At 69.5% G+C, this 18,815-nt stretch carries 17 protein-coding genes and 2 pseudogenes; 10 read left to right on the top strand and 9 right to left on the bottom strand.

Annotated elements, in window-relative coordinates; translation table 11 throughout:
* Positions 1-242 (bottom strand): helix-turn-helix domain-containing protein (locus FPZ41_RS24150; RefSeq protein ID WP_152865821.1); only part of this gene is annotated, 242 nt, incomplete at its 3' end.
* Between the two features lie 96 nt (positions 243-338).
* Here FPZ41_RS24150 and FPZ41_RS24145 point away from each other — a divergent pair.
* From FPZ41_RS24145 to FPZ41_RS24115, 7 genes and pseudogenes are all read left to right on the top strand, one after another.
* Positions 339-1,955 (top strand): carboxyl transferase domain-containing protein, encoded by a 1,617-nt coding sequence (locus FPZ41_RS24145; protein WP_152865820.1) that lies wholly within the window; start codon positions 339-341, stop codon positions 1,953-1,955.
* Positions 1,956-2,026: 71 nt separating this feature from the next.
* Positions 2,027-3,961, top strand: coding sequence for an acetyl/propionyl/methylcrotonyl-CoA carboxylase subunit alpha (locus tag FPZ41_RS24140; protein ID WP_152865823.1), 1,935 nt, complete (start codon positions 2,027-2,029; stop codon positions 3,959-3,961).
* Entirely contained in the window at positions 3,958-4,953 is a 996-nt protein-coding gene (locus FPZ41_RS24135; protein ID WP_152865819.1) for a hydroxymethylglutaryl-CoA lyase, read from the top strand. Before FPZ41_RS24140 ends, FPZ41_RS24135 begins: the two co-directional genes overlap by 4 nt.
* Positions 4,954-4,959: 6 nt before the next feature.
* Positions 4,960-6,120, top strand: coding sequence for an acyl-CoA dehydrogenase family protein (locus FPZ41_RS24130; RefSeq protein WP_152865818.1), 1,161 nt, complete (start codon positions 4,960-4,962; stop codon positions 6,118-6,120).
* Positions 6,121-6,171: 51 nt separating this feature from the next.
* Positions 6,172-6,519, top strand: coding sequence for a Scr1 family TA system antitoxin-like transcriptional regulator (locus FPZ41_RS50325; protein ID WP_407698809.1), 348 nt, complete (start codon positions 6,172-6,174; stop codon positions 6,517-6,519).
* Between the two features lie 13 nt (positions 6,520-6,532).
* Complete coding sequence (locus FPZ41_RS24120; RefSeq protein WP_152865817.1) at positions 6,533-6,775, top strand: DUF397 domain-containing protein; 243 nt, start codon at positions 6,533-6,535, stop codon at positions 6,773-6,775.
* Positions 6,742-7,080 (top strand): annotated as a pseudogene (locus FPZ41_RS24115) (transposase); the annotation flags it as partial. The gene FPZ41_RS24120 and the pseudogene FPZ41_RS24115, both read left to right, overlap by 34 nt.
* A gap of 103 nt (positions 7,081-7,183) precedes the next feature.
* Here the strand turns inward: FPZ41_RS24115 and FPZ41_RS24110 are convergent.
* The 4 genes from FPZ41_RS24110 to FPZ41_RS24095 form a co-directional block, all read right to left on the bottom strand.
* A complete protein-coding gene (locus FPZ41_RS24110) occupies positions 7,184-8,035 on the bottom strand; it encodes a phosphotransferase (RefSeq protein ID WP_152865816.1) in 852 nt (283 codons plus the stop codon).
* 89 nt (positions 8,036-8,124) lie between these two features.
* A complete protein-coding gene (locus FPZ41_RS24105; protein ID WP_152865815.1) occupies positions 8,125-8,586 on the bottom strand; it encodes a glycine-rich domain-containing protein in 462 nt (153 codons plus the stop codon).
* A 344-nt stretch (positions 8,587-8,930) separates the two neighbouring features.
* Positions 8,931-9,779, bottom strand: a complete 849-nt coding sequence (locus tag FPZ41_RS24100) for a helix-turn-helix domain-containing protein (protein WP_322620647.1) — start codon at positions 9,777-9,779, stop codon at positions 8,931-8,933.
* Positions 9,776-10,516 carry a DUF6879 family protein gene (locus FPZ41_RS24095; RefSeq protein WP_152865813.1) on the bottom strand — a complete coding sequence of 247 codons (741 nt, stop codon included), beginning with the start codon at positions 10,514-10,516 and terminating at the stop codon, positions 9,776-9,778. Before FPZ41_RS24095 ends, FPZ41_RS24100 begins: the two co-directional genes overlap by 4 nt.
* Positions 10,517-10,674: 158 nt before the next feature.
* Between FPZ41_RS24095 and FPZ41_RS24090 the strand changes: the two are divergent.
* A pseudogene (locus FPZ41_RS24090) lies at positions 10,675-10,947 on the top strand (acyl-CoA dehydrogenase family protein); the annotation flags it as partial.
* A 317-nt stretch (positions 10,948-11,264) separates the two neighbouring features.
* Here the strand turns inward: FPZ41_RS24090 and FPZ41_RS24085 are convergent.
* The 3 genes from FPZ41_RS24085 to FPZ41_RS24075 form a co-directional block, all read right to left on the bottom strand.
* Positions 11,265-12,329 carry a WxL protein peptidoglycan domain-containing protein gene (locus tag FPZ41_RS24085; protein WP_152865812.1) on the bottom strand — a complete coding sequence of 355 codons (1,065 nt, stop codon included), beginning with the start codon at positions 12,327-12,329 and terminating at the stop codon, positions 11,265-11,267.
* Positions 12,330-12,439: 110 nt separating this feature from the next.
* Positions 12,440-13,981 carry a fibronectin type III domain-containing protein gene (locus tag FPZ41_RS24080; RefSeq protein ID WP_152865811.1) on the bottom strand — a complete coding sequence of 514 codons (1,542 nt, stop codon included), beginning with the start codon at positions 13,979-13,981 and terminating at the stop codon, positions 12,440-12,442.
* Between the two features lie 217 nt (positions 13,982-14,198).
* Positions 14,199-15,416, bottom strand: a complete 1,218-nt coding sequence (locus tag FPZ41_RS24075) for a HupE/UreJ family protein (protein ID WP_152865810.1) — start codon at positions 15,414-15,416, stop codon at positions 14,199-14,201.
* Between the two features lie 253 nt (positions 15,417-15,669).
* On the opposite strand from FPZ41_RS24075, the gene FPZ41_RS24070 reads away from it, so the two are divergent.
* Positions 15,670-16,344: a type 1 periplasmic-binding domain-containing protein gene (locus tag FPZ41_RS24070; RefSeq protein ID WP_152865809.1), complete on the top strand. Its 675-nt coding sequence runs from the start codon at positions 15,670-15,672 to the stop codon at positions 16,342-16,344.
* Between the two features lie 7 nt (positions 16,345-16,351).
* Here the strand turns inward: FPZ41_RS24070 and FPZ41_RS24065 are convergent, their stop codons facing one another.
* The gene (locus tag FPZ41_RS24065) at positions 16,352-17,293 is read right to left on the bottom strand and encodes a hypothetical protein (protein WP_152865808.1); all 942 of its coding nucleotides are present in this window, start codon (positions 17,291-17,293) and stop codon (positions 16,352-16,354) included.
* Between the two features lie 454 nt (positions 17,294-17,747).
* Here FPZ41_RS24065 and FPZ41_RS24060 point away from each other — a divergent pair, with 454 nt between their 5' ends.
* The gene (locus FPZ41_RS24060; protein WP_152865807.1) at positions 17,748-18,797 is read left to right on the top strand and encodes an ABC transporter substrate-binding protein; all 1,050 of its coding nucleotides are present in this window, start codon (positions 17,748-17,750) and stop codon (positions 18,795-18,797) included.
* Positions 18,798-18,815 lie beyond the last annotated feature (18 nt).

Raw genomic sequence — 18,815 nt, 5'->3', positions numbered from 1 at the left:
CCCGCCGCCTCCGCCACCCGCCGCTTCCCCCCGGTCAGCAACTGCCCGCTGATGCCCACCAGAAGCTCCGCGAGCATCGCGTCCTTGCCCGGGAAGTGCCGGTAGAGACCGGGGCCGCTGATCCCGACGGCGGCCCCTATCTCGTCGACGCCGACGCCGTGGAACCCGCGTTCGGCGAAGAGCCGGGCGGCCTCCTTGAGGATCTGCTCGCGGCGGGTGGGGGCGTCGGTTCTCGTGGCCATGGGAACGATTCTAGACAGGGAGGTTAGCGGTCGTTAACCTGAAGGAAATGCGTTAACGCTCATTAACAGTCAACCACTGGGCGAGGGGACCGCGGGATGGACCAGGCACCGGAGCTGACGAGCGCGGCAGACCCCGCGTCGGAGGCCTGGCGGGCCAACGAGGCGGCGCACCGCGCGTTGGGCGAGGAGCTGCGCGCCAAGCTGTCGGCCGCCCGGCTCGGCGGCGGGGAGAAGGCACGCGCCCGCCACACCGCGCGCGGAAAGCTGCTGCCCCGCGACCGCGTCGACACGCTCCTCGACCCCGGCTCGCCCTTCCTGGAGCTGGCCCCGCTGGCGGCCGACGGGATGTACGACGGGCAGGCCCCGGCCGCCGGAGTCATCGCCGGAATCGGGCGCGTCAGCGGGCGTGAGTGCGTGATCGTCGCCAATGACGCCACCGTCAAGGGCGGCACGTACTACCCGATGACGGTGAAGAAGCACCTGCGCGCGCAGGAGGTGGCGCTGGAGAACCGGCTCCCCTGCCTCTACCTCGTCGACTCCGGCGGCGCCTTCCTCCCCATGCAGGACGAGGTCTTCCCGGACCGCGAGCACTTCGGGAGGATCTTCTACAACCAGGCCCGTATGTCGGGCGCCGGGATTCCGCAGATCGCCGCCGTCCTCGGTTCCTGCACGGCGGGCGGCGCGTATGTGCCCGCGATGAGCGACGAGGCCGTGATCGTGCGCGGTCAGGGCACGATCTTCCTCGGCGGGCCGCCCCTGGTGAAGGCCGCGACCGGTGAGGTCGTGACCGCCGAGGAGCTGGGCGGCGGCGAGGTCCACGCGCGCGTGTCGGGTGTCACGGACCACCTCGCGGAGGACGACGCGCACGCGCTGCGCATCGTGCGCACGATCGTCTCCACCCTCCCCGCGCGCGGGCCCCTGCCCTGGTCGGTCGAGCCGGCCGTCGAGCCGAAGGCGGACCCGTACGGGCTCTACGGCGCGGTCCCGGTCGACTCCCGCACCCCGTACGACGTACGCGAGGTCATCGCGCGCGTGGTGGACGGCTCGCGGTTCGCCGAGTTCAAGTCCGAGTTCGGGCAGACCCTGGTCACCGGCTTCGCCCACATCCACGGTCACCCGGTCGGGATCGTCGCCAACAACGGCATCCTTTTCTCCGAGTCGGCCCAGAAGGGCGCCCACTTCATCGAGCTGTGCGACCAGCGCGGCATCCCGCTGGTGTTCCTCCAGAACATCTCCGGGTTCATGGTCGGACGGGACTACGAGGCCGGCGGCATCGCCAAGCACGGCGCCAAGATGGTGACGGCGGTGGCCTGCACGCGCGTACCGAAGCTCACGGTGGTCATCGGCGGCTCGTACGGCGCGGGCAACTACTCGATGTGCGGCCGGGCGTATTCACCGCGGTTCCTGTGGATGTGGCCGGGCGCCAAGATCTCGGTCATGGGCGGCGAGCAGGCGGCCTCGGTCCTCGCCACCGTCAAGCGCGACCAGTTGGAGGCGCGCGGAGAGGACTGGCCGACGGCGGACGAGGAGGCCTTCAAGGCCCCGATCCGCGACCAGTACGAGCGCCAGGGGAACGCCTACTACGCGACGGCCCGCCTGTGGGACGACGGCGTGATCGACCCGATGGAGACCCGGCAGGTGCTGGGCCTGGCCCTGACGGCGTGCGCCAACGCGCCCCTGGGTGAGCCCCGGTTCGGCGTCTTCCGGATGTGAGGGGGACTTCAGAGATGCCACAGACGCCACAGACGCCAGAGACGCCACAGATGCCAGAGATGCCTCAGACGATGTTCGAGACGGTCCTCGTGGCCAACCGCGGCGAGATCGCCGTACGCGTCATCCGCACCCTGCGCGCGCTCGGTGTGCGCTCGGTGGCCGTCTTCTCCGACGCCGACGCGGACGCCCGGCACGTACGGGAGGCCGACACGGCGGTACGGATCGGCCCGGCGCCGGCCGCCGAGAGCTATCTGTCCGCGGCGCGGCTGCTGGAGGCGGCAGCGGCGACGGGCGCCCACGCGATCCACCCCGGGTACGGCTTCCTCGCGGAGAACGCGGACTTCGCGCGCGCGTGCGCCGAGACCGGGCTGGTGTTCATCGGGCCGCCCTCGGAGGCGATCTCCCTCATGGGCGACAAGATCCGCGCCAAGGAGACGGTGCGGGCGGCCGGGGTGCCGGTCGTCCCCGGGTCGAGCGGCAGCGGACTCACGGACGCGGAACTGGCGGACGCCGCCCGGGAGATCGGCATGCCGGTGCTGCTGAAGCCGAGCGCGGGCGGAGGCGGCAAGGGCATGCGTCTGGTCCGCGACGCCGCCGTACTGGCCGACGAGATCGCCGCCGCCCGCCGTGAGGCCCGCGCCTCCTTCGGCGACGACACCCTCCTCGTCGAGCGCTGGATCGACCGTCCCCGGCACATCGAGATCCAGGTCCTGGCCGACGGCCACGGCAACGTGCTGCACCTGGGCGAGCGCGAGTGCTCCCTCCAGCGCCGTCACCAGAAGATCATCGAGGAGGCGCCCAGCGTGCTCCTCGACTCCGCGACCCGCGCGGCCATGGGCGAGGCGGCGGTCCAGGCGGCCCGCTCTTGCGGCTACCGGGGCGCGGGCACGGTGGAGTTCATCGTGCCGGGCGGGGACCCCTCGTCGTACTACTTCATGGAGATGAACACCCGCCTCCAGGTCGAGCACCCGGTGACCGAGCTCGTGACCGGCCTGGACCTGGTGGAGTGGCAGTTGCGGGTGGCGGCGGGCGAGAAGCTCCCCTTCGCCCAGGACGACATCACGCTCACCGGGCACGCGATCGAGGCCCGCCTGTGCGCGGAGGACCCCGCGCGCGGGTTCCTGCCGTCGGGCGGGACGGTGCTGTCGTTGCACGAGCCCCAGGGTGACGGTGTCCGCACCGACTCGGGGCTCTCCGAGGGCACCGAGGTCGGCAGCCTGTACGACCCGATGCTCGCCAAGGTCATCGCCCACGGCCCCGACCGCGCGACCGCCCTGCGGAAGCTGCGCGCCGCCCTCGCGGACACGGTCACCCTGGGCGTGCAGACCAACGCCGGGTTCCTGCGCCGGCTGCTGGCCCATCCGGCGGTGGTCGCGGGCGAGCTGGACACCGGCCTCGTGGAGCGGGAGGTCGAGGGGCTCGTCCCGGGTGAGGTGCCCGTGGAGGTGTACGAGGCGGCGGCGGCCGTCCGGCTGGACGCGCTGAAGCCCCGCGGCGAGGGCTGGACGGACCCCTTCTCCGTGCCGAGCGGCTGGCGCCTCGGCGGCGATCCCCGGCCCGTGACGTTCCACCTGCGGGCCCTCGGCAACCCCGTGGCGTACACCCCGCGCGGCACCCACACCGTCACCGACGACCAGGTGTCCGTGACCCTCGACGGCGTCCGCCACACCTTCCACCGCGCCGCCGACTGGCTGGGCCGCGACGGCGACGCGTGGCACGTACGGGACCACGACCCGGTGGCCGCCTCGCTCACCGGGGCCCACGCGGGCGGCGTCGACTCGCTCACCGCCCCCATGCCCGGCACGGTGACCGTCGTGAAGGTGGCCGTGGGCGACGAGGTGACCGCAGGTCAGAGCCTGCTGGTCGTCGAGGCGATGAAGATGGAGCACGTCATCTCCGCGCCCCACGCCGGCACCGTCGCCGAACTGGACGTCTCGCCGGGCACGACGGTCGCCATGGACCAGGTGCTGGCCGTGATCGAGCCGCACGAGGAGGTGACGGAATGACCGCCGAGGGACTGGGACTCCCCATGGCCGTACCGGCCACGGATCTGCCCGCCCGCGTCACGATCCACGAGGTCGGCGCGCGGGACGGCCTGCAGAACGAGAAGGCGACCGTGCCGACACCGGTCAAGGCGGAGTTCATCCGCCGGCTGGCCGACGCGGGCCTGACCACCATCGAGGCCACCAGCTTCGTCCACCCGAAGTGGGTGCCCCAACTGGCGGACGCCGAGCAGCTGTTCCCGCTCGTGAGCGACCTCCCGGTGGCCCTCCCTGTCCTCGTACCGAACCAGCGCGGCCTGGACCGTGCCCTGGCGCTCGGCGCGAAGCGGGTGGCGGTCTTCGCCAGCGCCACGGAGTCCTTCGCGAAGGCCAACCTGAACCGGACGGTGGACGAGGCGCTGGCCATGTTCGAACCGGTGGTGCGGCGCGCGAAGGACGAGCGGATGCAGGTGCGCGGCTATCTGTCGATGTGCTTCGGCGACCCCTGGGAGGGCCCGGTCCCCGTCCATCAGGTCGTGCGGGTGTCGAAGGCCCTGATGGACCTGGGCTGCGACGAGCTGAGCCTCGGCGACACGATCGGCGTGGCCACACCGGGCCATGTCCTGGACCTGCTGTCCGAGCTGAACGAGGAGGGCGTGCCGACCTCGGCGATCGGCGTGCACTTCCACGACACGTACGGCCAGGCGCTCGCCAACACCCTGGCGGCGCTCCAGCACGGCGTGACCACCATCGACGCGTCCGCGGGCGGCCTCGGCGGCTGCCCGTACGCGAAGTCCGCCACCGGCAACCTCGCCACCGAGGACCTCGTGTGGATGCTGCGGGGCCTCGGCATCGACACGGGCGTCGACCTCGGCCGTCTCACCGCCACCAGCGCCTGGATGGCCGACCAGTTGGGCCGACCCAGCCCTTCCCGCACCGTACGAGCCCTCACCCACAAGGACTCCGACGGCTCCAAAACCTCCGAAAACTCCGAAGACTCCCACAAGGAGCGGTGACGACCGATGGACCACAAGCTCTCCCCGGAACTGGAAGAACTCCGCCGCACGGTCGAGGAGTTCGCGCACGACGTCGTCGCCCCCAAGATCGGCGACTTCTACGAGCGCCATGAGTTCCCTTACGAGATCGTGCGCGAGATGGGCCGCATGGGGCTCTTCGGGCTGCCGTTCCCGGAGGAGTACGGCGGCATGGGCGGCGACTACCTGGCGCTGGGCCTCGCGCTGGAGGAACTGGCCCGGGTGGACTCGTCGGTGGCGATCACACTGGAAGCGGGCGTGTCCCTGGGCGCGATGCCCATCCACCTCTTCGGCACCGAGGCCCAGAAACAGCAGTGGCTCCCCCGCCTCTGCTCGGGCAAGATAATGGGCGCCTTCGGCCTCACCGAACCCGACGGCGGCTCCGACGCGGGCGCCACCCGCACCACGGCCCGCCTGGACGAGTCGACGAACGAATGGGTGATCAACGGCACGAAGTGCTTCATCACCAACTCGGGCACGGACATCACGGGCCTGGTCACGGTCACGGCGGTGACGGGCCGCAAGCCGGACGGCAGGCCCCTGATCTCCTCGATCATCGTCCCGTCCGGCACACCGGGCTTCACGGTCGCGGCACCGTACTCGAAGGTCGGCTGGAACGCCTCGGACACCCGCGAGCTGTCCTTCGCGGAGGTACGTGTCCCGGCGGAGAACCTGCTCGGCGAACTCGGCCGGGGCTACGCCCAGTTCCTGCGCATCCTCGACGAGGGCCGCATCGCGATCTCGGCCCTCGCGACAGGCCTGGCGCAGGGCTGCGTGGACGAGTCGGTGAAGTACGCGAAGGAGCGTCAGGCCTTCGGTCACGCCATCGGCTCCTACCAGGCCATCCAGTTCAAGATCGCCGACATGGAGATGAAGGCCCACACGTCCCGCCTGGCCTGGCGCGACGCGGCCTCGCGCCTGATCACCGGGGAACCCTTCAAGAAGGAGGCCGCCCTGGCCAAGCTCTACTCGTCGACGATCGCCGTGGACAACGCCCGCGACGCCACCCAGATCCACGGCGGCTACGGCTTCATGAACGAGTACCCGGTCGCCCGCATGTGGCGCGACTCCAAGATCCTGGAGATCGGCGAGGGCACGAGCGAGGTACAGCGGATGCTGATCGCCAGGGAGTTGGGGCTGGCGGGCTGATCCGCGGCCCGGTCGCAGGAACAGCTCAGCCCACACCGCCTTACCGATCCCATTCCGCCGCGGACAACACCCCCACTTCTCCGCCAAGGCACCGACGAGGGCAAGACCACGCCCGCGTTCCTCATCGGCCTGCGCTTCCCTGGGTGCAGGCCGATCTCTGTTCGCGTCGGCGACCTCCACCCGCAACCGTCCGTCATAGCTGGCAATCCGCACGCCGATCTCACGACCGATCGGCAGGTGGTCCTGCTGGAGAACTTCGCGAGCCACGCCTACCTGGAGTCCCGGGAAGACACTGTTCGGCTGAGCAGCGCCTTCGACCACCTCAGAGCCTCAGCCCTCAGCGCTCTGGAGTCCGAGGCACGGATCGTCCGGATTGCCGAGGAGCTGACCGATACCTAAGGACGAACAGCGCATGCCGTCGCACCGAACCGAGTGGTTCAGAAGCAGCTACAGCGGCCAGAACGGGGAGTGCGTGGAAGCCCGCCTGACAGAGCGGGAGATCAACGTCCGCGATTCGAAGGCCATATCTAGTCCTTCACTTGTGTTCGCTCCCACCTCTTGGAACGCGTTCCTCCACGCTCTCAGCGCGAAGGTCCTACGGCATGCGGACGTCCGGCACGGCGACGGCATCACAGGCGCCGTGCGGCGGGCGTGAAACGGTGACCACCAAGACCGTGTACGCGATCAGCGACCTGCCCGCCGAACAGGCCACCGCGGCCGAGATCGCCTCCTGGGCTCGCGGGCAGTGGACCGTGGAGAACACCGTCCGCTGGATACGTGATGTTGTCTTCGGCAAAGATGCCAGCCAAGTCCGCAGCCGCAACACCCTGCCGTCGTCTGGCCGCCCCGCGGGACCTGATCCGCGGCGCGCTCATCCTTGCCGGCTACGTCAACATCGCCTCTGCCAGACGCGCTCACGCCAACCGACACCGTGTCCTCACCCTCTACGGACTCACATGATCGCCACGAACCCGGGCCTCCTCACCGAACGCCGGGGCCCTGGGGCGGCAGTGCGTACGGCTCCGCCAAGTACCTCGCGCGAGGGCCCGTACCGTACGCCCGCTCAACGCAGCTCTGGATGGCCACCCGAAAGAAGTTTCCCGCCAAGCTGCATGAGGCCGTCGTCGCGATGCGTCATCCATTCCCGGGCGGCGGCGGTGAGGGCAGCCCTGTGGGGCATTGGGCGTGTGCGCTCCCAGTTTTCCCACGCGGCGTAGACGGTGCACGCGAATGTCGTGACGGTGGCAGGGTCGGCTGCACGGTATGAGGGAACCTGCCGGGCGATCATCTCCGCCTGTTGCGGTGTGTGGCCGGCGGCGATGAGTCGGGGAATTGTCAGCGCCGCATCTGCCCACGCAGGGGCGGGGCAGGAAAGGGCCCAGTCCAGCAGCAAAAGGTCGCCGTCGAGGGTCACCAACATGTTGTGCGGGGACATATCCGTATGGGCGAGCCCTCGCCCTTGCAACCCCGCCGGCACGTCCTCGGGCAGGAAGCCGGCCCAGCGTGTGTGCAGCGGCTTCTTGTTCAGCGCCTCAGGCCACGATGCCCCGGACAACACGGTGAGGGTACGTACGAGTGGGGGGATGTCGGCAGAGCCTGGACTCAGATCCGGGTGCCGGCCGTCAACGTACTCGTACCCCCAGAGCAGCCAGCCGCCTGCGTCGACCTCCCACAGCACGCGGGCCGCGCGCGGGGCTGCCTGCGTGACCTTCGCCTCGTGGCGGTACACCCATGCCTGTGGGTCGTTGTACCGGGTGCCCTTGACGAACGCTCGACCCGACGGCGTATGGACGGTGCAGGCGAGCCGGGACATGACGCCGTGCGGCGCGGTCTCGGCCGTCGCGACCGGCCCGGTGTGCCCCTCGACGGCGGCCCGGGTCGTGGCCGGAAGGTCGTGCCATTCGATGCGGTCCACCGCGGTCTCCTGCGTCGGGTCGAGCGAAACGGGAAGGCCCCCGGCCTGGCCCCAGCGTGGCGCAGACCGAGAGCCGACAGAGGCGACCGTTACGGGTGGTTCGGGCTGTCCGAGCAGTTCGCGTGGCACTGCGAGCAGTCCGCGAGGTCCGGCTCGGGCCAGAACTCCATGTCGATCTCGTACCCAGCGAGGGTGATCGCGTCGACGGTCCGGGCGCGCAGCGCCTTACCTCCGCCGTGCTCCTCCTTGTCGAGGAATCCGGGCTGGTGGTGCAGGAACCTGCTGAACGTCTGCTCACAGAACTCCTGGTACGCCTTGGTGTGGAGCAGGAAGGCGTGCCAGAAGTCGTCTACGAAAGGGGAGGGGCTGAGCGGTCGGCCAGCGTAGTCACAGGCGGCGAGGAAGGCAAGCATCTGCCCGACACCTCGGTCCGCCTTCTCCTCTGTCAACTGGGGGAACTTGTCGGTCATGTTGGATACGAGGGTTTCCCTCATCTCGGCGCCGAGCAGCCTGCGCGCGTCGCTCGCTGGGCGTTCCTGCATCGTGGTCACGTGCCCTGCCTCCTTGAGTCGGTAGTGCTTCGGATGTGCGTGGTGCATCCCGCCCGCCCGCAGAGCTCACGGGGTACGAGGGCGGGCGGGAGATCGTGCGGCGGCCGTCCCCGACGGTGTGCAGAGACGGCCGCCCGTCCCCGGCTTCGGCACGGCGGGCACCGGAACCGGGGTCTATGGGAAGGTGACTGCCCTGTACGCGCTCCACAGGTCGTCCCCGGCCCCGTACAACTCGGCGCCGTCCGTCGAGGGAGTCATAGCCGGGACCGTACGGGGGACGATTGCGCGCCTGTACGCCGATTGCGCGCGATTGCGCGAGAAGGTGGGGTGCTTGCCTCGATTGCTTACGTGAGGTCCAGGGACGCCCGTGCACGGCCGATCAGACGGCGCGCTGGTGCCCCGTACTCGGCGGATTCCGCGAGCCACTCCCAGGCCCGTTCGTACAGCTGGAGGTCGTCCTCTCCGGTGAGCCACAGCTCCTCGCTGATCGTCTCGACGATGACCAGCCGCCGGTCGTAGATCCAGAACGCGTGCGGGGCCGTGCGGCGCAGTTGCGCCCCGAAGGGCAGGATGCCCAGCTCGATACGGCGCTGGCCGACGAGGTTGTACAGGCGATCGAGTTGCTCGGCCATCACCTCCACCGGGCACGAGCGGTGGTACAGCGCTGCCTCGCACACGAGGAACCGGAACGTCTTCTCCGGGTCGTACAGCGCCTCTTGCCGCCGCATCCGCGCCTCGACCGCGGCATCCGTCGTCGGTGTGATCCCCCGGAACTCTGCGTTCGAGTCGAAGATGACCCGGGCGTACTCCGGCGTCTGGAACAGGCCCGGGATCCGCGACACCTCCAGGCCGCGGATCATCTTCGTGGCCTCGGTCTGCCGGACCGCGATCTCCTGTCGGCCGCGGTGCCCGCCGGCCAACTGACGACGCCAGGACCGGTGCCGCTGCTTCATCTCCATCCCGGCCAGCAGCCCGTGAACCTCGGCCTCAAGGTCCGGCCGTCCGGCCGCGCGCACCCACGCGGACAGGTCCTCACGGGTCGGGGTCTGCTTCCCGTTCTGCAGCCGGGACACCTTCGACGGCTGCCACCCCAACTTGATGGCCACGTCCTTGCCTTCCAGACCGGCCTCGACGCGGAGCTCACGCAGGCGCGCGCCGAGGGCCTCGCGAGCAGTCTGGTAGTCCGTGGTCACACGATGGAAGCTACCCGCCTGGCGAACTCTTCGGTACGGACCGCGTGATGCCATGCGGCGTCCCGGGCCTGGCACGCGGCGAGGACCTCGGCCGGGTCCTCGGTGACGTACACGCCGAGGGTGGTGTCATCGTCGTCGAAGGCGAACCGTGCCAGGACCTTGGAGTCGAGCAGCCAGAAGTCGTAGTCCGGCAACCGCAGCTCCTGCGCCTGGGTTCGGGGGAGGTTGCGGATGTCCTCGCCTGCGGCGACGTTGCCGGGCGCGCTGGCGAGGAGGAACCGTTGCCCCTCGGTAGCGGGCTCGTCGACCAGGCGCACGCGTTCGAACCTCTTCCCCGCCGCGACCTGTGCGGCGACGTTTTCGCGCCAGGTATTGAACGACTCGTCCGCGATGTTCTCGCCGTCGAGCCACCGTCGCCACTTCGGGCTGTTGCGATCCGAGGCGTAGCCGCGGCGGGTCTCCAGCCGCCAGGCGGTGTGCCGGAACTCGCGGAAGAGGTGGGCGATCGAAGAGAACGGCTGTAGCTCGGGCGCCTCAGTACGGGGTGCGTAACGGGCGAGCAGGGCGCGCGGGACGCGCACGAACGTCTCAGACGGCTTGACGTCGCGCAGCTGCACGAGGTGCCCAGGGTCCGTCTCTCGCTCGCCCTGCACGAGGATCTCATCCGTACCGTCGACCTCGTACAGGCTGGGGCAGTCGCCGTCATCGCTGGTGGTGCCGAGGAACCTGAGGGCCATGTCGCCTCCGCGTCCTAGGTGGGTTGGACGTCCAGGATGCGCGGTGGTTGCGCGGCGCCGCTCGCGGATTGCGGCAGATTGCGCTCTGAGACAGGCGCCCCATGATTGCGCGCAACCAGCGAGAAAGGGGCCTTGCTGGTGAGGGCCTCTGGGCATGGGCCCACACGTCCCGCCTGGCCTGGCGCGACGCGGCCTCGCGCCTGATCACCGGAGAACCCTTCAAGAAGGAGGCCGCCCTGGCCAAGCTCTACTCGTCAACGATCGCCGTGGACAACGCCCGCGACGCCACCCAGATCCACGGCGGCTACGGCTTCATGAACGAGTACCCGGTCGCCCGCATGTGGCGCGACTCCAAGATCCTGGAGATCGGCGAGGGCACGAGCGAGGTACAGCGGATGCTGATCGCCAGGGAGTTGGGGCTGGCGGGCTGATCCGCGGCCCTACGAACGACGGCCCGTACACCACTCGCACACATGTTGCGGGCTGCCAGGTCTCGCGGTACCCAACGGTGCGGTGGCAGCGGAGCGAGCAACTCCCAATCGCGGTCGGTGAGTTCATGGCGGCGTATCACACCCACCATGATCCGTCACAAGATGATCTTTGAAGGCGGACCCTGGGCTGCGGAGGCGTCCGCGACCGCCGCCGCGGTAATTCGGCGTGCGGTAGTCACGAGGCTGGCGATCGCAGAGTCGGGTGACAGGCCGCACAGGTCGATCCCGGCCACGTCGAGTCTCCAGCGACGTGAGGGTCAAGCGGCGTCAACACGCGGACCGGGGCGCTCGCGTCGGCGCCGGAACGCCCACCTGAGGGCGACGACCACCCCGCACAGGACGACGAGGAGAAGAAGAAGGAGCGTCCAGGGGACGGTCCAGGCGTGGGTCGTGGTCTCGGTGGTGGTGAGCGGGGCGATCGAGCCCGATGTGTCGGTGAGCAGCGGGGTGAGGGTGACCGTCCCTGTCGTTCTCAGGGCGGGAGCGACGTCCCGTACCGGAACGGAGACCTTCCAGGTGTCGCCCGGGAGCAACTGGGGTGAGTCGTCGATCTTCCCCGCGTCGGCGCGCGGGCGGCCGAAGGGGCCGGACAGGGAGACCGCTTGGCGGGCGGTGAGGATGGCGTTGCCGGTGTTGCGGATCGTGTAGGTGACGGTGGCCTCGCCCTTCCCGAACGAGTCGGCCGTGCCCGCGTAGCGCACGCGCAGGTCCTCCACGGACAGGTTCGGCCTGAGTTCTCCGCCCACGCGCAGCCGGATGCGGATGCCGAGCCGTTGCTCCGCCTGGCCGGGCCGGGTCAGCGAGGTGACGATGCCGCCCATGTAGTCGCCGGGCCCGGCGTTGTCGGGGACAGCGAGCGTGAACGGCACCTCGGCCGACCGGCCGGGCCGTACCGTCACCTCGGGCCGGTCCGCGTGGGCCCATGCCCCCACCCGCGTCGACCTGGCGTCCTTGCGGACGAGGTCGAGCTTGCCCGCGTCGGTGGTGAACCCGTCGGCGGTGTACACGGCCAGGTGGAGCGGTGTGGTGCCGTGGTTGACGACCACGAGGCCGTCCGTGAGGCGCGCGCCCGGATCGAGCGTGTAGCTGTAGTTCTGCCGGCCGGACCCGAGGTCGTTGGAGGCCGTGGCGACCGTCCAGGAGGCATCGCCGTCCGCCGCCGCGGCGGGTCCGGCCGCCGCTCCGAGAACGCCGAGAACACCGAGCGCGGCGAGCGCGCCGAGCAGCACCACGAACGCGGCTCGGACGGCTCGGGCGGCTCGGGTGAGGGCTCCAACCCCGGTGACTGCTGCGGTCGTACGCGGTCTGGGTGGGTGGTGCATCTGGTGATCCTCGGGCGGTTCGGGGGCGGTGCGAAGGAAGCGTGCGGTGGGGTGGGCACCCGGAGGTGCCCACCCCGTCAGGTGGAGCGGACCGCACCACCCTCAGTCGGCTACTGCAGCCAGTCGGACCCGGCCGGGGCGGCCGTGGCGTCGGCCGACTCGGTGTCCGGCCTGCCGTGGTAGGGCTGGACCACGACCTTGTCGACGACGGAGCCGACCGGCGGAGCGGCGTCGGCACCGTCGTTCGGGCCACACCACGACACCTTGCCCAGCTCAACGGCGGCGTTGGGGGCGGCGCAGGTGCCGCTGCGGAGGTTCTCGACGACGAGCTTGTTGCCGCGAACCTGGACCTTCACGTAGGTGCGGACGTGCTCCTGGTTCTCGACCGAGTTGGCCCAGTGGTTCTTGGGGTTGAGCGGGTCGGGGCCGTAGTCCGGGTCCTGGGTCGTGTCAGGAGCGGTGAGGTCGTAGTACTTCGAACCCGAGGCGGAGTTCGCCGTCACGTAGATGACGCCGCCCGGCCCCTGGACGACCTCGTCGGCACCCGGCTGCTCGGCCGGGTTCGCCTTCTTGCCGTTCTTGATCACGTAGCTGCGGGAGTAGCTGTGGTCGTGGCCCTGGAGGACCAGGTCGACGCCGAGCTTCGAGAACGCGGTCGGGAAGTCCTGACGGCGCTGCTTGTTGTCGGAGTCGTTCGCGTGGTCGGCGGGCGAGTAGATCGCGTGGTGGTAGACGAGCGCCGTGTACTTGGCGTCGCGGCCGTGCTTCTTGATGACGTCGCTGATGTAGTTGAGGTGGGCCTCGTCGGCACCGTTGGCGTAGGCGTTGCTGTTGATGTCGATGAACAGCACGCCCTTGTACGTGTACCAGTAGTCGCCGCCCGACTGGGTCGCCGGGTCGCCCTTGTAGTACGCGGCGGAGCGGTCGGTGTTCGGCGTCCAGAAGTGCTGGTCGTACGCCTTGCCGCCGACGTCGTGGTTGCCGATGGTGGCGGCCCACGGGTACTGGCGCAGCTTGTCCGGACCGAGGAAGGCGTTCCACTGCGACTCGGTGTTGGCGGTCTGGACCTGGTCGCCGCCCGAGACCAGCAGCTCGGCGTTCGGGTTGGCGGCGAGGGACACGTCCAGGGTGTCCTTCCAGCCGGCCGCGTCCTTCACCTCGTCGCCGGACGAGCCGATCTGCGGGTCGCCGTAGAACAGGAAGTCGAAGTCGCCCTTGAATTCCTGGGTCTTGAACGAGTACGTCGAGGACCAGTTGCCCTGGGTGCCGACGCGGTAGGAGTACTGGGTGTTCTTGCGCAGGCTGTCGATCGTGGCGTGCGCGTTGTAGCCGCCGCTGACGCTGTTAGCGGCGACGGTGGCGTGGAAGGTGACGGTGTTCTGGGGGAACTGGCCGCCCCGGACCTGGGCGGTCGGCGCGACCTGGACCACCTGCGGAGTGCCGGTCGAGGTGTACCAGGACACCACGCGCTGCGATTCACTCGCGCCCACGCCGAGGACGATGCCGGTGGCCGTCGCGGAGTCGTCGGCGTGCGCGGCGGTCGTCAGGCCGCTGCCGAACATCATCGCGGCGCCCATGGCCACCGCGGTGGCGCCCGTGGCAACCCGGCGTCGCACGAGCCCGCTTCTCTGTGTCCCCTTGGGGAGCTTCATCGGCTTCCGTTCTTTCGAGTGCGGCGGGGGGTGGGAACCAGGTAAAAGTCGCGTAAGTCCCTGTCGCCGAGGTGAACGGGGAACGAGCGAATACTTGCGCCTTCAGGAAAGTGCCCTGGGGTCACACTGCCCTGGTGCGCCGAGAGCTCTGTCGGCTCTGTGAGCTGTGCGGGCTCTGTCGCTTCTGTCGGCTCTGCGAGCCATGTCGGCTCAGAGCTCAGAGAACGCGTTGCACGAACCACACCAGGCCCATCGCGGACACACCCGCCGCGATCACCCCGGTCACCCAGAGCCCCGCGACCGGTTGACGGCGGCGCAGCAGGGCGAGCGCCGGGAAGACGACGGCGATGATGGCCAGCTGGACCGCCTCGATGCCCACGTTGAAGACGAGGAGTGACCACAGGAGCGTCCACGACCATGCCTGGTCGATCCCCAACGCCGAGGCGAAACCGAGCCCGTGCACCAGTCCGAAGCAGAAGACCACCGCGAGCCGCGTCCAGCCCGCGCGGTCCAGACCGAGGTGACCGGAACCATGACCGTGGCCGGCTGTCTCAAGATCTGAGGCGTGCGACCGACGCTGCCCGATCCGCAGCAGATGCCAGCCCGCGACGACCGCGATCGAGAGCGCGATGACCGGCTCGACGAGCGAGGCGGGCACCCGCACGAGGCCGAGGGCGGCGAGGAGGAAGGTCACCGAGTGGGCGAGCGTGAAGGTCGTCGCCGCCAGCACGATCTCACGCGGTCGGCGTGATCCCACGATGAGCGCCAGCAGGAACAGGATGTGGTCGAGCCCGGTGAGCAGGTGCTCGGCGCCGAGCCGGAAGAACTCCCAGAACCGCTCGGCCCAGGACTGCTGGGTGGAGAACGACGCGTGCTCGGCATCGAGGGCGGTGCTTCCGGCCGTCAGGTCGAGGTCGTAGGTGACGATCGTCTTGGTGTCGCGCACATAGCCCTCGGAGTCCGGGAACAGACCGCTGCGCACCTCGTGCGCGTCAGCGGCCCCGGGGCACCGGTAGTCGAGGTCCAGCACCGCGTACGGGACGCCCTCGCGCCGCTCGATCGTGAAGTCGCCGTCCTGTACGGGAGCGCACGTTTCGCCCCCCGCCGTGACGCCGAAGCGATCGGTGACGTAGGCGACGACCGAGTCGGCGTGGGCGTCGAGCGCCGTGGCCTGCCGGGCCGTGTCACCGTCCTCGAAGGCCGAGTTGCCCGACTGGAAGAGCGCGTCGTCCTTCTCGTAGTCGGCGGCGGAGACGACGAGCAGGTCGTACTCCAGCCTGAGTTCGGTGCGGACGTGTCCGGCCTCGGGTGAGGTGAGGTCGGCGTACACGGTCGAGGTGAACCCGTGGGCGGGGGCGGGCGCGGCACTGAGCAGGACGGCCACCACTGCGGCGGCGAGGGCGGCCCAGACGCGACGTCGGGTGGCGGAAAACATGCGACTCCTCTTCGTTGCCGCACGGAATCTGCTGGGTCCAGGTGAACGAACGGCGGCCCATGCACGAATCGGCGACGAACCCGACCCGACCACCACGGCATCCCGCCCGAAAGCCGCGAATCATGAGGTAGGAAGTAGGCACATTCCCCGCCATTGCCCGGTGCTTTCCGGCCGCCCCGCTGCTTCAGTCACTCCTCCCCGCCACTTCCACCAGCCCCGACCACTCCCCGCCACTTCCTGAAGGACGAACCCCATGTCCCCTCGGCTCCTGCCCGTCGGGCTGCCGGTCGCGGCAGTCGCGACCGCCATCCTGGTCAGCGGATGCAGCTCCGGCGACGACTGGTCCCAGCCGCACCCGAAGCCCACCGCCGTCGGCTCCGTCGGCCCGGGGTTCTCCGACCCGACCGCACCGCCGGCCCCGGAGGGGACGATCACACCGCGCCCCGGCTCCTGGGACGGACTCCACGCGTCGAAGGGCTACCGCGTGGTGCTGCTCACCGCGGGAAAGGACGCCCAGACCAGGACGCTGGCGAACGCCGTGACGAAGTGGGCCGAGGAAGAACAGGTCAGTCTCAAGACCATCACGGCCACGAAGCCGACCGACTACATACCGAGCATCAGCGAGGCCATCGACCTGTCGCCCGACCTCGTCATCAGCGCCGGCAACGACCTCGTCGACCCCTTGGCCCTGGTCACGGCCAGCCACCTCGACCAGCAGTTCCTCGTGGTCGGGGCCGAGTTGGCGGAGCCGACGGAGAACGTCACCGCCGCCGACTGGACCGGCGCGTCGTTCCGGGGCGAAGGCCTCGGCATGTCCTCGTCGTACGACCCGGCCACCTTCACACCCGAACGCGCGGCCCGCGCCGTGCGCGCCGGCGTGGCGGCGGTACTCAACGGTCTGACCGGCATTGTCGTATGGCTCGACTAGTGCCGGATCAGGTGGCCTGCCGCTCCTCGCGGCGGGCAGCCTCAGAGGCCGCTTGCGCTCGCAACAAGTGGTAGCGGAATTCGTAACTATGGGTGTGGCCGGATCGTTCCTGGCGCGCGAAGTAGGAATCGAAGTCGCCTTCGGCGGAGAACAGGTTGGCGCTCGACCTCGACAGGCCGGCGGCAGTCATGATCTCCCGATGCCTCATGCCGTTCTGCCACTCGATGCGTTCCACTTCCCTCGCGTAGAACCGCTCAGGTGGCCACCCCGCCCGTTCGGCCTCGCTGTCGAGCCTGCCGTTGAGCACGTCTGCATCCAGGGCCGCCCGGCTACCTTCTCCCGCGGCGTTGAGGATCTCGAAAACGGCGGTTCCGCCGAGGTGGCTGGGGGTCGCCCGCCTCGGATCCAGCACGACCGTACGGCTGTCCGGCCGCCATTCGCCGGGGGTTCCTCCCTGCGTGCGGCCGAGCTGCACAGTGATGGCGCCGGCGGCCGAGAGTTCCTGGGAGAAATGGGAGGACGCGCTCTCGACGATAGTGAAGATCTGACGCATCATACGGCCGTTGTTGCTCCGGCTTACGAAACGCACTCCGCCCACCGAGCCGCTGAACGAGTTGTCAGCGCGACGCGACGGAGATCCGTTGTCCGAGCCGTAAGCCAAGCCCGAGTCGGAACCATCGTCCTCATGCCGCCGCGGGCTACTACTGGAAGAGCCCGCCGAAGACCCGTAGGCAAGATCGGAGTCGGAGCTGTCCCGCCGTCGGGACATGCGCTGCACCGTCAGGGTCTCAGTCGTCGCGGCATTGCCGGCCAGTCCCTGCATCTCCAGGACGCGCGCAAGGTGCGGCGGCAACACGGACCCTTGCGTGCGTGAGCGCACAGCACGGGAGAGATGGGCCGGTGCCCGTTTCGTGTCGCCCGACTGTTCACGCGCGGTCATCGAGTACATATGACGCTCCCTGGCCTCGGCCCTGACTCGTGGCGGGTGGCCGATGCCGATCGAGTACCGGAGGGACGCTTCTGGGCGGGTCAACACGCCCTGCCCAAGCCCCTGTTCGACTCGCCGCCAGGAAGAGAGCAGACCCTGACGAAGGGTAACACTGCGCTTCCCTCGCACCGTGAGGACGGCGGCAGCGGGCGAAGCAGGGAGCCATCCGGCCCTGCGTGCATGATCCGCCGCTACCTCGTCCGGCGGAACGAGCACGCCGCCGACGAACGCCTCCGCGAGGTCGTGAACAGGGCGAACGTTGCCCGATGCGGCACTGGCCGACCTGCGCGGCCTGGATCGCCGAGGTCACCGGGAAGCGCGAGGGAACCACCCCCCTGGACAATTAATGAGGTTAGGCTAACCTACCTTCGAACCTGTTCCCGGGCGATCCAGCCCTGTTCGAAAGCAGCCACCCATGTTCAACGCCCGTGCCACCCACCCGACCCGCCGCGGCATCCTGGCCGCCGGCGGTGCCCTTGGTCTCGGCGCCGTGCTCGCCGCCTGCGGGGACGAAGACGCCGGCAGCGGTGGTTCGAGCGGGACGACGGCCGCGGCCAAGTCCGGTCCCTGGTCCTTCAAGGACGACCGCGGCGAGACCGCGAAGGCGGACCGGATCCCGGCGAACATCGTCGCGTTCATCGGCGTCGCCGCCGCGCTGCACGACTACGGGATCGACGTCAAGGGCGTCTTCGGACCGACGAGAACGAAGGACGGCAAGGCCGACATCCAGGCCGGCGACCTCGACATCAGCAAGGTGACCGTCCTCGGCAACGAGTGGGGCCAGTTCAACATCGAGAAGTACGCGGCCCTCTCCCCCGACGCGCTCCTCACCACGCTGTTCGACGACGCGGGCACCCTCTGGTACGTGCCCGAGGAGTCCAGCAAGAAGATCCTCGCCGTCGGCGCCCCGAGCGTCGGCATCTCCGTGTACGACCGCCAGTTGACCGAGCCGCTGCAGCGCATGCTGGAACTCGCCGAGTCCCTCGGCGCCGACGTGAAGGCCGAGAAGGTCACCACGGCCAAGAAGCGCTTCGAGGACGCCGCCGCCCGGCTGCGCGCCGCCGCCAAGGCCAACCCCGACATCAAGGTGCTGGCGGGTTCGGCGGCCCAGGACATCTTCTACGTCTCCGGCTCGAACCTCTCCATCGACCTGGAGTACTACAAGGCCCTCGGCGTGAACCTCGTCGAGCCCCCCGCCTCGACCCTCAAGGCGAGCGGCGGCTGGTTCGAGAACCTGAGCTGGGAGAACGTCGACAAGTACGACGCGGACATCATCATGATGGACAACCGCTCCTCGGCGATCCAGCCGGACGACATCACCGAGGCCACGTGGAAGAAGCTGCCCGCGGTCAAGGCCGGGCAGGTCATCGCGCGTGACCCGGAGCCGATTCTCTCCTACGACAAGTGCGTGCCGCTGCTCGAAAACCTCGCGGAAGCGATCGAGAAGGCGAAGAAGGTTTCCTGACGCCCATGGGGAGGCCTC

Source organism: Streptomyces acidicola (genome assembly GCF_009377235.1).
Classification (GTDB): domain Bacteria; phylum Actinomycetota; class Actinomycetes; order Streptomycetales; family Streptomycetaceae; genus Streptomyces; species Streptomyces acidicola.
This window is presented reverse-complemented; position numbering and strand designations above follow the sequence as displayed.